We start from the raw sequence: 13,101 nt of genomic DNA on the forward strand, positions 1-13,101 counted from the left end.
CAAGACCTTCGGTAAATGTAACCAAAGGCAGATGTCTCAACAGCGTAAAACTTTTAGATTTAATTAAGTCGATCGATTTAGTTAGCAGTCATTAATTAGCCGTCATTAATCATCTAGATAATAGATAAATATTAATTTATTTGTCAGAGTTTCTTGACAACAAGTATAGATTTGGGATTGGCCAAAAGCGAGAAATCGGGACGGAGTTTGTGTTTCGAGTTGCAGGGCGAGCGAGAAAACATCCGATCCCCAAATCAGGCTGACACAAATCACCAATTAAGAGCGAATCGATCACATATAATTGCGTAGTTAAATCACATAAACATTGGGGAAATCAGTCAATACTGTCAAGAGTGAGTTCAAAAAACAAACACATGATGACAACCCAAACGCTTTTACCTCAATTTACTATTGCAGAGCTAGTCTTTCAGGTATATCACTCTGGTCTGCTGACTCCCACTCACCGACAACAGCTCAAGACAGCGCTGTTAAATGACAGTCTTACCGAAGAAGATCAAACAGCCATCAACCGCTTGCTCCACGCAGTTCGCCGCGGCTGGCTGAAGGTTGTAGATTAAATTCTCGCCAATTTTTTTGCCACTCTCTTTAAATGAACTGTCAGTCAATTTTGGATTTTAGACTTCCGCAAGCGCTCAGTCGAACCGTAAAGTCCCGCTCACTCGAACAATTTGAGATTTTAGATTTACTCCACAGATGAATCTGGGAGCTTGAACAAGACTCTAAAATTTTTGCCTCTCCACAACAAGAGTCCGGGGCTTCTCTCGATTTTTGGGCGCCTGAGATTAACGCAAAATTAAATCCCTTAAAAAAATCAGGCATGAGTCTAAATGTAGGGTGCGCCACCAGCACCCTGCGGTTTTAACTTCTATTTTCTCAGCTTATTTAGTCAGAGATTGTGCCGTCAGGCATCATGGCCTCTCTCAGATTCGCTTCATCCAAATTTGTCCCGCGCAAAGAAGCTTGATGCAAGTTTGCTCCCCGGAGATTTGCTCCCTTAAGGGAAACTCCGCTCAAATCGGCTTGATGGAGATTTGCACAGCTCAAGTTAGCTCCGCTCAAATCGGCTCCCTTCAAATCCGCTTTTTCCAGGTTTGCTTCCGTCAAATTTGCCCAACTCAGATTTGCTTGAGTTAGGTTAGCACGGCTGAGGTCAGCTTGTGTTAAGTTCGCATCCGTTAAATTTGCTTTGCTCAGGTTGATTCCGCAAAGCTTTACTTCTGTCAAGTTTGCACCTTGCAAGTTAGCGTTAACTGCATAAACTTGAATCAAAATTGCCCCCTGAAGGTTTGCATCTCTCATATCTGCACCCCTGAGACTCGCCCCCGTTAAATCGGCCCCGCTGAAGACGACACTCCGCAAGATGGCTCCGCTCAAGTTCGCTCCCACCGCCTCGCATTCGCCAAAATTAGCGGACATGAGGTTAGCTTGGGAGAGGTTGGCTTGACTGATATCTGCTTGATACAGATTAGCTCTGTAGAGGGTGAGACCGATCGAATTTGCACCTTTTAAATTAGCGTGACTCAGGTCAATATCGCGCAAATTTGTCCTTGACATATTGGCACCGCTCAGGTCTACTTTGTGAAAAACCCGTTCTCCGGCTGCATACCGTCTGAGAAGTTCATCTGCATCCATGTCATTTTCCCCAAAATAATTAATAATACCTTTGATATTTCAATAATATTAGGAATGAGTGACCTTTACGTTTCTTGGCCTGAGTACCATCGGAAAATTGAGGATTTGGCTGTAAAAATTGAGGAATCTCAGTGGAAATTCGATCGAATTGTCTGTCTGGCGAGGGGAGGGCTGCGGGTTGGAGATACTCTGTCACGGATTTTCGACAAACCTCTGGCGATTTTAGCTGCCTCGTCCTATGGTGGGGCCGAGGGAAATGTCCGGGGTGCGATCGAGTTTGCCCGCGATTTGACAATGGTGGGCGATAATTTGGGCAGCCGCATTCTCCTGGTTGACGATTTGGTGGATTCGGGAATTAGTTTAGAGCAAGGTATCGCTTGGCTCAAGAGTCGCTACGGCGAGGATATTCAGGAAATTCGGACTGCTGTACTCTGGTACAAGGCTTGTTCTGTGGCAAAGCCGGATTATTATGTAGATTATTTGGCTGACAATCCTTGGATTCACCAACCTTTTGAAATGTACGAAAAGATGAGTGCGGCTGATTTGGCTGCGAAAGTCAAAAATTAGTAAAACCCGCCCTCAACGGAGTCTTTGATTTGTAGTTGTTCTTTTGCCCAAGCTCGAAATGCTCTGATTGTCGGGCTTCTGCCTTGGGTGTTGGCGCGATCGACATATTCGGGAATTACATCAATAATGGGAAAGTCGGGGAAATTTTGGCTGGTATCGGACTCAGTATATTTTCCCTCTTGAAGCAGATAGATTTTCAGGGTTCGCCCGTCATATCTCCAAAGTTCCGGCACTTTCAAAGCTTGATAGCTGTTTAAAGCGGTTAGTGAGGAGTTGTCAACCTCGATCGCTAAATCGGGAGGCGGGTCTACTGTTAAATCTATTCGATCCTTGCCTCTAACAGCAGCTTGGTTCTGAATGTAGAAACAATCGTCAGGTTCTACGCCACTCTGCATATCTTTGCTTTTGAAAGTAGTGGAACCTAAAACTTCACAATCAATATTAAGTTCTTCCAGCAGTAACTTAACCAAGTCACCAATCAATGATTTAGCTTTTTCATGTTTGGGTAGTGGCATCCTAATTTCCAGTGTTTCTTTGTAATAAGTAAGTCGAATTGCGTAACCTTCTCCTAACTCGTCTAGGATAGACGAGTACATTTCCCAGCTAACGTTTTGTAACTGCACTTTATTGCCGGGGGGGACAATTAGTTGATTCAGTTCAAATACTGTGGATTTGGTTTCAGTTTGCATCGGTTGCTTCTAGGAATGGGACTCATAGCTCTATTTTATCAAAGGACTGAAGAATGACATGGCAAAACTTTGATTTGGCTTTAGCCGATATTTTGCACTTTTTGGCATAGTCCGCCAGGGGTTAAAAACCCCTGTCTCATAGCTAAAGTCCTCTGAAAGAGGACTGGATATTTATCAAGGTTGGGCAGTCGGTTTCAACTCACATCTTGCACCATTGTCAGCAACAGGCAAGATGCCTGTTCCACAAAGAGTGAATTTTCTTGTGGAACAGGCCGGAGAGCCTGTTCCTAAAAGGCTTATTGAGAATGGTGCAAGATATAAGTTTTAACCAACTTTAGCTATGAGACGGGGAATTAATTCCCCGCCGGAATTGTGGGTAAGTGCAAGTCGGCTGATACAATTAGCGAACCGAAAGAATACGATCGCCCAATTCCATACTATCTGCCAAAACTTCCTGCCGCGCCCACCTATCCGCGGCCAAAATATCGTCTAAACCAGGACTTTCACAGTTATCGGCTTGATGTTTGTCGCACGCCTTTTCAATCAACTTGGGAATATCCAAAAACTGAATTTTCTCCTGCAAAAATAGCGCTACCGCCTGTTCGTTTGCCGCATTCAGCACCGCAGGCATCGAACCGCCCGCACGTCCCGCCGCATAAGCCAACTGCATACAAGGATACTTTTCGTGGTCGGGTTCTCGGAAAGTTAAATCCCCAGCTTTTACCAAATCCAGCCGTTCCCAATCTGTATGAATTCGCTCCGGCCAAGACAAAGCGTAAAGCAGCGGCAATCGCATATCCGGCCATCCCAATTGCGCCAAAACCGAGGTATCTTGCAGCTCAATTAACGAGTGAATTATGCTCTGGGGATGGATGACAATATCAATGTCGTCATAATCCATTCCGAATAAGTAATGAGCCTCAATTACTTCTAATCCTTTATTCATCAAAGTAGCAGAATCGATCGTGATTTTCTGCCCCATCGACCAATTCGGATGTTTCAAAGCATCGGCTACTGTTACTCCTGCTAATTTGTCGATCGGCAAATCTCGAAAAGAACCCCCCGAAGCAGTGAGAATAATTCGCCGCAACCCGCCAACCATAACACCTTGGAGGCACTGAAAAATTGCCGAATGTTCCGAGTCAGCAGGCAATATTTTAACGCCGTATTTTTCTATCAAGGGGTTGACAACAGGGCCCCCTGCGATTAATGTTTCTTTATTGGCTAAGGCAATATCTTTGCCTGCTTTGATAGCCGCAATTGTTGGCAGCAAACCGGCACAGCCAACAATGCCGGTGACGACGGCTTGAGCGTCACCGTATTGGGCAACTTCGACAACGCCTGACTCGCCAGCAAGTAAAATAGGTTGAGGGTCGAGATCTGCGATCGCCTCCTTCAATTCCAGTAATTTATCTTCGTCGCAAACCGCGACAATTTCCGGTCTAAACTGGCGAATTTGCTGGGCTAGCAAGGTTACATTTCGTCCGGCCGTTAACCCGACAATCCGAAATTGATCGGGGTATTGAGCTACAATATCCAGAGTTTGAGTGCCGATGGAGCCTGTGGAGCCGAGAAGAGTTATTGCTTTCACAATTTTTTAATGTTTTGTGGATTATTCTAATATTACGATTGCGGGGATAAAAATTAGTGGTTAACTATTGCGTGGAAAGCACATTCGATGGAATCATATTTTGAGTGACCACCTAGTGCCATATTTCATGCAGAATAGGGAAAATTTTGCTGATGACCGTGAGGACATCAGTGTCTCGATCGGCGAAAATAGAGAGGAAGGTCGATCGCAGCTACCGTCGAGTTTGGTTTGGGCGATCGCTACTGCTGCGGCAATTTTCTTTTTGTGTAGCAGTTTACGCCACGCTTTATTCCAATCAACAGCTTTCGATTTGGGAATTTTTGACCAAGCAATTTACTTAATCAGCCAAAACCAAACGCCTTTTTCTTCTTTAATGGGGATTCATATTTTGGGCGATCACGCAGCGGTAATCTATTATCCGCTTGCTTTGCTGTACAAAATTTACCCGGATGTGCATTGGCTGCTGTTGGTACAAGCAGTTGCTTTATCCCTGGGGGCTTGGCCTACCTGGAGTTTAGCGCGTTTGGCTGGTTTAAATCAAGAACAATCCCGTGCGATCGCATTGATTTATTTGCTCTATCCGGTGGTATTTAACATCAATTTATTTGATTTTCACCCGGAAGTAATCGCTTTACCCGCACTTTTGGCAGCAATTTTGGCGGCGCGTTTAAATAAAATTGTGTGGTTTTGTACCGCTATTGTGTTAGTTCTCAGTTGCAAGGCGGTTTTATCTCTAACCGTTGTTGCTATGGGTTTCTGGCTGTTTTTTTGCGAAAAAAAGCAACGGTACGGGGCGATCGCACTTTTGCTCGGTGCAGCTTGGTTTTTGATAGCTTCCCAGAAAATCATCCCCTTCTTTAGCGGCAGCGAAGTCGCTGGAGTCGGGCGCTACAGCTATTTAGGCAAATCCGTACTAGAAATTATCATCAATCTCATATTAAAACCACAGTTAGTATTAGGAAAAATCCTTTCCTTCGATACATTCAAATATTTATTTCTCCTCACCTTACCTGTGATTTGGCTGCTATTACCATTTTCTGGCCAACTACGCCTAAAATATTTAACAGCGCTAATTCCTGCCATCCCTACCCTGCTGATCAATATCCTCTCTGACTTGTCATTTCAACGCAGCTTAGCCTATCAGTATTCAGTACCTGTAATTCCCTTTTTATTTTTAGCAGTAATCGCGAAGGAAGAAACAAGGAACAGGGAAGAAATAAAAGGCAACAAGGAAGAGGATAAAGCAAATAAGCAACATTTTTTAACATGGGTCAATCTGCCACAATTTAAAAACTTCCGAATTTCTCAACTTTGGCAGGGAATTCAATTGCCGAGAATCATGATAATTTGGTCATTACTAATTTTCCTATGTGTGGGCGAATATAAAGATTTTTATCTGTACATAAATAGACTAGATACCTGGCAAGCTACACGCGAAGCAGTCGCACAAGTTCAACCGCAAAGCAGTATTTTAACCGATAATAGACTTGCCCCTCACTTTGCCCACCGCCCAATAGTAAAATTGCTGTCACAAATTTCGCCCCAAACAAATTTAGCTGAATTTCAATACATATTATTAAACCTGCGCCATCCCTGGCCTGATACTGAAAAACTTGGTGCTACCTTAGCAAATAAACTTAAAACTTCTCCCGATTTTAAATTAACTTATCAAAAAAACGAAGTTCTGCTATTTAAACGAAGCGCTGATTAAACCCATAAAATGCTAACTTTAAAATCCCTAAAAAATCATCCAGTATTTTTAATGATTGTCGTGACAACGATAGTCTTATTTGCCGCCAGCAGCGCGCGGCACGCTTTGTTTCAGTCAACTGCATTCGACTTAGCAATTTTTGACCAAGCAATTTATTTAATCTCCCAAAATCAAACGCCATTTTCCTCTTTAATGGCAATCAATATTTGGGGCGATCATGCCGCTTTTATTTTCTATCCACTAGCTTTACTGTACAAAATATATCCAGATGTTCACTGGCTTTTTTTAGTGCAAGCTGTTTCCCTAGCTTTAGGCGCTTGGCCGAGTTGGAGTTTGGCACGTCAAGCCGGATTAAACGAGCAAAAAGCAATTGCAATTTCAGCCGTATATCTGCTTTATCCCGCAGTATTTAATGTCAATCTCTTCGACTTCCACCCAGAAGTCATTGCTTTACCAGCACTGCTAGCAGCAATCTTAGCCGCGAGGCTGAATAAAACCTTGTGGTTTTGTGCTGCTATTGTATTAGTCTTGAGCTGCAAAGCCGTGCTATCTTTAACTGTGGCTGCGATGGGTTTGTGGCTGTTGTATTTTGACAAAAAACGCAATTGTGGGCTCATAGCTCTCTTTCTAGGCGCGGGTTGGTTCCTGGTAGTTACTCAGGCCGTTATACCGTATTTTAATCAGGGAAGAGAACACGCGGGGATCGGACGATATCAATATCTGGGAAACTCGGTTTTTGAAATTGCTATTAATTTAATAGTAAAGCCCAATCTAGTTTTAGGGCGTTTGTTTTCTCTAGAGACTTTTGGATATTTAGCGTTATTGCTATTACCTGTAATTTGGTGGCTGTCCCCGCGTCATCTGTCATCTTTAATTAGTGCTGTGCCGATGTTGGCGATGAATATTCTTTCCGATATCCCCGCTCAGCGGGATTTAATTCATCAATATTCTGTGCCGATATTGCCGTTTTTGTTGGTTGCTGTAATTTCCAGTTTAGCAGCTAGCAATCAGCAAAAGCGAAAGACAATATTTGATAGATTGCCACTTCCTAATTATCCATTGCCTAGAGTCATTGTAATTTGGTCGTTGATGGCTTTCTTAGCTTTAGCGAAATACGGCTATTTTTGGACTATTTATTTAAATGGGCTCGACACTTTGCCAGCTACCAGAGAAGCAATTTCTCTTGTTGAAACCAAAGGCAGTGTTTTAACAACTGCTCAGATTGCTCCGCACTTAGCGCACCGCCCTGTCGTAAAATTAACTCAGGCTAACGCGCCGCCTGCAAATTTCGCAGAATTTGATTATGTATTGCTGAACCTCAGATATCCTGGCTGGATGAGCGATCGAGCTTTTGTGGAAAACCTAGTAACTCAACTAAAAAACACCCCTCAATTTCAACTCAAATATCAGCGAGACGACATATATCTATTCACTAAAAGTCATTAGTCAGCAGTCATGAGTCAGTAGTCATCAGTCATTAGTCATTAGTCAGCAGTCATGAGTCATTAGTCATCACTCATCATTCAACAGTCAACAGTCAACAGTCAACAGTCAACAGTCAACAGTCAACAGTCAACAAATTCGCGCTAATCCTCCACTTTCACAGCCCTTCTTGCCAACTTCACGTAAGTTTTCACAGTTTCATAAGGCATTTCCAAATCAGCAGCAATATCAAACAAAGATTCCCCCAATTCCCGGCGCGCCAAAATCGTTGCCCAAGTTTCAGCAATCTCAGCAGCGCGACTTCCACCTTTACGCTTTCTGTGCGCCATAAACTTCTGTGTCAATTCCTCTATTCGCGCCGCCAATACGCTTTGTATCGACACTTCAGGTAGCGCTTCTGTCAACCATTGTGCTCGCGTTTGTCCCAATCCAAAAGTTGTTTTGTGGCCAGTGCCGCAATAAGGCGCTAACCGCCCTAAAGCATAAAATAATTGTACAAAATCAGGACGATTGTGAGCCGATCGCCCTAGACCAAATTCCACAGCCCCAGTGAACCCCGTTACCATGCCTTTTTTGCCCGCCACTACCTTTTGCGACTCCAATTTGTGGCGACTAATAATTGCATTTTCATCAATCCAATTCAAAAATTCTGTTTGGTCAAAATTTACCCCCGAAAAGTTATTCCAGCGGCGCAAATAGCTGTGAAAAACATTTTCTGGAACTGGCAGAGGGAAGTGATGGCCTTTGCTACGAAAGCTTGTAGGAGTCACAAAACTAAGTTTGATGGTTGGCGAAAAGGGGGGGTCGGCTATTAATAATTGCTGGTAAGTTGTGGGAGCAAAAGCAATATCCCAAGAGCGAATTAGCAGCGGAGCATTTCGTAAATCTATCTCTTCGGGCAAATTTTGCAGCCACTGACTCAGCCACTGCACTACGGGCTTTGAAAGTCCTGTTACGTACCAGCGATAAATGCGATCGCCCAAAAGCTGAAATTCTTTGCCACCAGGGAGCAAATCACCTTCCAATCCCGAAATAGTAAAGGCTTTTTCTGACTGTTCATCGTGCAAAAGTTTCGATAAATCCGGGTCAGTTTGCTGTACTTGACCTAAAAACCACGCGTGCAAACCTATAGCATACTGCGCGTACAGATAGCTCGCAGTGCGGGGAGTCAATTCAAACACTAATCCGACTAACTCGGTGTCAGCCGGCCAAATCAGCCGAGAGGGAGGAGATTTTCGATCGCGGTGAGGGGCAGCTACCATCAGATGCCACTCACAGGGACAGGGCTGTGCTATCTTATCCGATTTTTATCCCCGTTGGGGGATGGTTTTTGAGGGCGATCGATCGCCCAAATCTTTTGGTGGCTCCAAAAACCGGGTCTGCCGCCAGTTTCCCCCACCCTCCGGGATAGACAAAAACCACTAAAAAACCAACAACCTAAAACTCAATCTTTGTCAAGGTTTTTTTCCTTGTAACTAAACAGAAATATACCAGTGTTTAAAATCACATTCTGCGCTACAATTGTCAAAAGCTCGTAGCATCCTCAACTCCGATCCTAAACTATGAACACAACAGAAAAATCTAAACTCTCCAACGAAAAAACTTTGGAGGCGATGAAGAATTTCTCCGAAACCTACGCCAAGCGCACGGGAACTTACTTTTGTTCCGAACCTTCCGTCACTGCTGTCGTGATAGAAGGACTAGCAAAACACAAGGATGAACTAGGCGCACCCTTATGCCCTTGTCGCCATTACGAAGATAAAGAAGCCGAAGTAAAAGCCGCCTACTGGAACTGTCCCTGCATTCCCATGCGCGAGCGCAAAGAGTGTCACTGTATGTTATTTTTGACGCCAGATAACGATTTCGCTGGAACTAATCAGGAAATAGGAATGGATCAGATTCAAGCTGTCAGAGAGACTATGTAATCGGTTAAGTAGGCGGTCGTTAAATGGCAGTAGTTTTGAAAACAGGTCGTTATTTTTCCTATTTTTAAGACTTAGCTATTAAAAAACAATCGATCGCCGCCTACTCAAATATACATCCGCAATCGAAAATCCCCAATCTCCAATCGCATGACAGAGGAAATTCCGCTAGACTTTTGGCAAGGTATTGAACAGTTTAACAGCCAAGAATTTTACGCTTGTCACGATACTTTAGAGGCATTGTGGATGGAAGCCGGCGAGCCGGAAAAAAGATTTTATCAGGGAATATTGCAAATTGCGGTAGCACTTTATCACTTAGGAAATCAAAACTGGCGCGGTGCGGTAATCTTGCTGGGAGAAGGAATAAATCGGCTCAGTTATTATCAGCCGAGTTATGCTGGAATTGCTGTTGAAGGCTTGCTTGGACAAAGTGCTAAACTTTTGAGCGCTTTGCAACAAGCTGGCCCGGAAGAAGTAGCTAAATTTCAACAGTTATTCGCAGGTACAGAAGTTGCAGGCTTGCAATTGCCGCAAATTATCAAAGTACCAAAAAGTTAAATAAATGTTTGTATTAGGGTGCAGTATACTTGGCCTCTACACAGAGGAGGGCTGGCTGCCCAAGCAGATTAATTTACTGTGGAAGGAGTATCTTGCCGGTTCCCGGTTAAGACTGTTGCAGCCACTCAGCAAAAAAAACAATTAAATTCGCTGTTGTCTTGCTACGATAATTGGTTGAGACTATCGGGTCAATCGATCGACCTCACGGGAATCTTTCTGGCCGTTAAGATAAAATATCTAACTGGAGATAATGCCCTTCAGCAATTTCACAAATATTGAGGCTCCAAGCTTATGATGCCCTCCGCTAAACTACTCAATTCCAGAATATTCAAAGGATTATCGCTGCTGTTGCCCCTGACTCTGGCAGGCGCGATCGCCTCTCCCACTTACCCGCAAGCCGGGCCGCCCCGCACTCTGAGTGTGCGATCGGACATTCAAGAAGCCGACTCCAAAACCGGCATCGTGACAGCCCGCGGCAACGTCCAAATCAACTATCCAGCCCGCCAAATACAAGCAACTGCGGCTCAAGCTCAATATTTCAGCCGCGAGCGCCGGATCATTCTCAGCGGAGATGTTTACGTATTGCAGCAGGGCAACAGCCTGCGCGGCGAAACCATAACATACCTCATCGACGAAGGGCGGTTTATTGCCCTGCCCGACAACCCAGGACAGGTAGAATCTGTTTATCTGGTTGCCCCGGAACAAGATGCAGCAGCCCAAAATGCTGTTGGCTCCCAACGTCCAACTACAGCACCCCGGTAACAGTGGCTCGCAGCAGCGAAATTTCGCCTCAGCCAAAACATACTACTTGGGATAGATGCGAAATTTCGTCTTTATAAAACTCACCAACTTGAAAAGGTAAAATTTAAATTAGAGACTCGATCGCACAAAGCCGCAGTCTGAAATTTAGCTTGTAGAGGTTGCCGGGAGCGAAAATGAAAATTGTACTCGAAAATATTCACAAATCCTACGGAAAACGCAATGTAGTTAGTCGCGTCAACCTGTCGGTAGCCCAAGGAGAAATCGTAGGATTGCTAGGCCCAAACGGTGCCGGCAAAACCACAACATTTTACATAGCAACCGGATTAGAAAAACCAAATCAAGGCACCGTTTGGCTAAACGATTTAGACATCACTAAATTGGCGATGCACCAGCGAGCGCATTTGGGAATTGGCTATCTCGCTCAAGAAGCAAGCATTTTCCGAAACATGAGCGTGCGGGACAACATTTTGTTAGTTTTAGAACAAACTCAAGTGCCACGCTGGGAATGGCGCGAGCGAGTCGATTTCCTATTGCAAGAATTTCGCTTAGAAAAAATAGCATCTAGTTTGGGAATTCAAATATCGGGGGGAGAAAGGCGGCGGACTGAACTGGCCAGAGCATTAGCCGCTGGGCGAGACGGCCCTATGTTCCTATTTTTAGACGAACCGTTTGCAGGCGTCGATCCGATCGCAGTAGACGAAATTCAAACCATTATTGCTAAACTGCGCGATCGTAAAATCGGCATCCTCATCACCGATCACAACGTCCGAGAAACCCTCGAAATTACCGATCGAGCCTACATCATGCGAGACGGTCAAATTTTAGCCTCCGGGGCTGAAGAAGAACTCTACAGCAACCCTTTAGTGCGGCAGTATTACTTAGGTGACAGCTTCGTGCGATAGTCTTTTGAATGCATTCGGCAAACGGTCAAATTTGAGATTTTAGATGTTAGATTGAGGAGCAATCTGCGAGAACGCGCCACTATGAAAATAGCAATATCCAATTCTTTGAATCCCATCAACTGGCTGCCGAGAATTTCCGTAATGGACTGGTACATTACCAAAGAACTAATCGGCCCATTTCTGTTTGGCGTCGGACTCTTTACATCCGTCGCCGTCACAGTTGGAGCCTTATTTGAATTAGTCCGCAGAGTAACAGAATCCGGCCTACCCTACAGCGCCGCCATCGAAATTTTTCTCCTGCAAATTCCCTACTTCGTAGTATTGGCTTTCCCCATGTCAATGCTGCTAGCAACCTTAATGGCCTACAGCCGAATGTCCAGCGACAGCGAACTCATCGCCCTCCGCAGTTGCGGAGTTAGCGTTTACCGATTAATACTGCCTGCTGTGATAATGAGTTTAATTGTTGCAGGCTTAACTTTTGGTTTGCAAGAGTTAGTTGTACCCGCCGCCAGCTACAGAGCAACTCTGACTTTAGACAGAGCCCTGAAGCGAGAAAAACCGACATTTCAAGATAGAAATATTATCTACACAGAATTTCGCAAACCCGAAAAAGGCGGCGACGAAATCCTGGCCCGCTTTTTTTATGCAGAACAATTTGACGGCCAACAAATGAAAGGTTTAACAATTATAGATCGCTCCACCCCAGGCCTCAATCAAATCGTTTCTTCAGAATCAGCTACTTGGAATCCCTCAGAAAATACCTGGGATTTTTTCAACGGAACCGCTTATATAGTTGCTCCTGACGGCTCTTACCGCAATATAGTTAGGTTTCAACACCAGCAATTGCAACTCCCCCGCACGCCCTTAGATTTAGCTGCGAGAGCGCGGGATTTCAAGGAAATGAACATTGCCCAAGCTTTAGAGCGTTTGGATATCCTTAAAAACAGTGGCGACGAACCACAAATTCGCAAATTAAAGGTGCGAATTCAAGAAAAATATGCTTTTCCTTTCGTATGCATGGTATTTGGTGTAGTGGGAGCCGCTTTGGGAACTCAACCGCGCCGCTCCGGCAAGGGTACGAGTTTTGGTATTAGCGTAGTTGTGATTTTTACTTACTATGTATTTTCTTTCATCACCAGTTCTATGGGCGTGAAAGCTGTTTTGACTCCGATTCTTTCGGCTTGGCTGCCGATCGTGTTTGGTTTGGGAATCGGGGGATTGTTGTTGGTGCGGGCCGCGGCTAGGTAAGTTTTACCAATAACAATGGGAATGGGTAATTCGGAACTTGTACTGCCCTTCCACT

The 13,101-nt window shown here is 44.5% G+C and carries 13 protein-coding genes; 9 read left to right on the top strand and 4 right to left on the bottom strand.

The window, feature by feature from the left end; genetic code table 11:
• Positions 1-377 precede the first annotated feature (377 nt).
• Positions 378-578 carry a hypothetical protein gene (locus QUA43_RS13975; RefSeq protein ID WP_172186381.1) on the top strand — a complete coding sequence of 67 codons (201 nt, stop codon included), beginning with the start codon at positions 378-380 and terminating at the stop codon, positions 576-578.
• Positions 579-903: 325 nt separating this feature from the next.
• On the opposite strand, the gene QUA43_RS13980 is transcribed toward QUA43_RS13975, so the two are convergent.
• Positions 904-1,653 (bottom strand): pentapeptide repeat-containing protein, encoded by a 750-nt coding sequence (locus QUA43_RS13980; RefSeq protein ID WP_333374662.1) that lies wholly within the window; start codon positions 1,651-1,653, stop codon positions 904-906.
• A 54-nt stretch (positions 1,654-1,707) separates the two neighbouring features.
• Between QUA43_RS13980 and QUA43_RS13985 the strand changes: the two genes are divergently transcribed.
• The gene (locus QUA43_RS13985; RefSeq protein WP_333374664.1) at positions 1,708-2,220 is read left to right on the top strand and encodes a phosphoribosyltransferase family protein; all 513 of its coding nucleotides are present in this window, start codon (positions 1,708-1,710) and stop codon (positions 2,218-2,220) included.
• On the opposite strand, the gene QUA43_RS13990 is transcribed toward QUA43_RS13985, so the two are convergent.
• Both QUA43_RS13990 and dxr read right to left on the bottom strand, forming a co-directional pair.
• Entirely contained in the window at positions 2,217-2,909 is a 693-nt protein-coding gene (locus QUA43_RS13990; protein ID WP_333374666.1) for a Uma2 family endonuclease, read from the bottom strand. The two genes, QUA43_RS13985 and QUA43_RS13990, sit on opposite strands and share 4 nt — an antisense overlap.
• Positions 2,910-3,309: 400 nt before the next feature.
• The gene (gene dxr / locus QUA43_RS13995; RefSeq protein ID WP_333291401.1) at positions 3,310-4,500 is read right to left on the bottom strand and encodes a 1-deoxy-D-xylulose-5-phosphate reductoisomerase; all 1,191 of its coding nucleotides are present in this window, start codon (positions 4,498-4,500) and stop codon (positions 3,310-3,312) included.
• 127 nt (positions 4,501-4,627) lie between these two features.
• On the opposite strand from dxr, the gene QUA43_RS14000 reads away from it, so the two are divergent.
• On the top strand, positions 4,628-6,211 hold the full coding sequence (locus tag QUA43_RS14000) for a DUF2079 domain-containing protein (RefSeq protein ID WP_333374667.1): 1,584 nt from the start codon (positions 4,628-4,630) through the stop codon (positions 6,209-6,211).
• 9 nt (positions 6,212-6,220) lie between these two features.
• The gene (locus QUA43_RS14005; RefSeq protein ID WP_333374668.1) at positions 6,221-7,657 is read left to right on the top strand and encodes a DUF2079 domain-containing protein; all 1,437 of its coding nucleotides are present in this window, start codon (positions 6,221-6,223) and stop codon (positions 7,655-7,657) included.
• A gap of 140 nt (positions 7,658-7,797) precedes the next feature.
• On the opposite strand, the gene cas6 is transcribed toward QUA43_RS14005, so the two are convergent.
• Positions 7,798-8,916, bottom strand: a complete 1,119-nt coding sequence (gene cas6, locus QUA43_RS14010) for a CRISPR-associated endoribonuclease Cas6 (RefSeq protein ID WP_333374669.1) — start codon at positions 8,914-8,916, stop codon at positions 7,798-7,800.
• 300 nt (positions 8,917-9,216) lie between these two features.
• On the opposite strand from cas6, the gene QUA43_RS14015 reads away from it, so the two are divergent.
• The 5 genes from QUA43_RS14015 to QUA43_RS14035 all read left to right on the top strand — a co-directional run bounded on the left by QUA43_RS14015 (position 9,217) and on the right by QUA43_RS14035 (position 13,046).
• Positions 9,217-9,579 (top strand): ferredoxin-thioredoxin reductase catalytic domain-containing protein, encoded by a 363-nt coding sequence (locus QUA43_RS14015; protein ID WP_194012549.1) that lies wholly within the window; start codon positions 9,217-9,219, stop codon positions 9,577-9,579.
• Between the two features lie 147 nt (positions 9,580-9,726).
• On the top strand, positions 9,727-10,134 hold the full coding sequence (locus QUA43_RS14020) for a DUF309 domain-containing protein (RefSeq protein ID WP_333374671.1): 408 nt from the start codon (positions 9,727-9,729) through the stop codon (positions 10,132-10,134).
• Between the two features lie 291 nt (positions 10,135-10,425).
• Entirely contained in the window at positions 10,426-10,896 is a 471-nt protein-coding gene (locus tag QUA43_RS14025; protein ID WP_333044586.1) for an LptA/OstA family protein, read from the top strand.
• A gap of 173 nt (positions 10,897-11,069) precedes the next feature.
• A complete protein-coding gene (gene lptB / locus QUA43_RS14030) occupies positions 11,070-11,798 on the top strand; it encodes an LPS export ABC transporter ATP-binding protein (protein ID WP_333129396.1) in 729 nt (242 codons plus the stop codon).
• Between the two features lie 81 nt (positions 11,799-11,879).
• Positions 11,880-13,046, top strand: coding sequence for an LptF/LptG family permease (locus QUA43_RS14035; RefSeq protein ID WP_333374673.1), 1,167 nt, complete (start codon positions 11,880-11,882; stop codon positions 13,044-13,046).
• Positions 13,047-13,101: the final 55 nt, after the last annotated feature.

The organism is Microcoleus sp. N9_B4, from assembly GCF_036701635.1.
GTDB lineage: Bacteria > Cyanobacteriota > Cyanobacteriia > Cyanobacteriales > Microcoleaceae > Microcoleus.

Coding starts and splice junctions, on each gene's coding strand:
- QUA43_RS14035 (WP_333374673.1), top strand. CDS start 11,880: ATGAAAATAGCAATATCCAATTCTTTGAATCCCATCAACTGGCTGCCG.
- QUA43_RS13975 (WP_172186381.1), top strand. CDS start 378: ATGACAACCCAAACGCTTTTACCTCAATTTACTATTGCAGAGCTAGTC.
- QUA43_RS14000 (WP_333374667.1), top strand. CDS start 4,628: ATGCAGAATAGGGAAAATTTTGCTGATGACCGTGAGGACATCAGTGTC.
- QUA43_RS13990 (WP_333374666.1), bottom strand. CDS start 2,909: ATGCAAACTGAAACCAAATCCACAGTATTTGAACTGAATCAACTAATT.
- lptB (WP_333129396.1), top strand. CDS start 11,070: ATGAAAATTGTACTCGAAAATATTCACAAATCCTACGGAAAACGCAAT.
- QUA43_RS14025 (WP_333044586.1), top strand. CDS start 10,426: ATGATGCCCTCCGCTAAACTACTCAATTCCAGAATATTCAAAGGATTA.
- QUA43_RS14020 (WP_333374671.1), top strand. CDS start 9,727: ATGACAGAGGAAATTCCGCTAGACTTTTGGCAAGGTATTGAACAGTTT.
- QUA43_RS14015 (WP_194012549.1), top strand. CDS start 9,217: ATGAACACAACAGAAAAATCTAAACTCTCCAACGAAAAAACTTTGGAG.
- QUA43_RS13985 (WP_333374664.1), top strand. CDS start 1,708: ATGAGTGACCTTTACGTTTCTTGGCCTGAGTACCATCGGAAAATTGAG.
- QUA43_RS13980 (WP_333374662.1), bottom strand. CDS start 1,653: ATGGATGCAGATGAACTTCTCAGACGGTATGCAGCCGGAGAACGGGTT.
- cas6 (WP_333374669.1), bottom strand. CDS start 8,916: ATGGTAGCTGCCCCTCACCGCGATCGAAAATCTCCTCCCTCTCGGCTG.
- QUA43_RS14005 (WP_333374668.1), top strand. CDS start 6,221: ATGCTAACTTTAAAATCCCTAAAAAATCATCCAGTATTTTTAATGATT.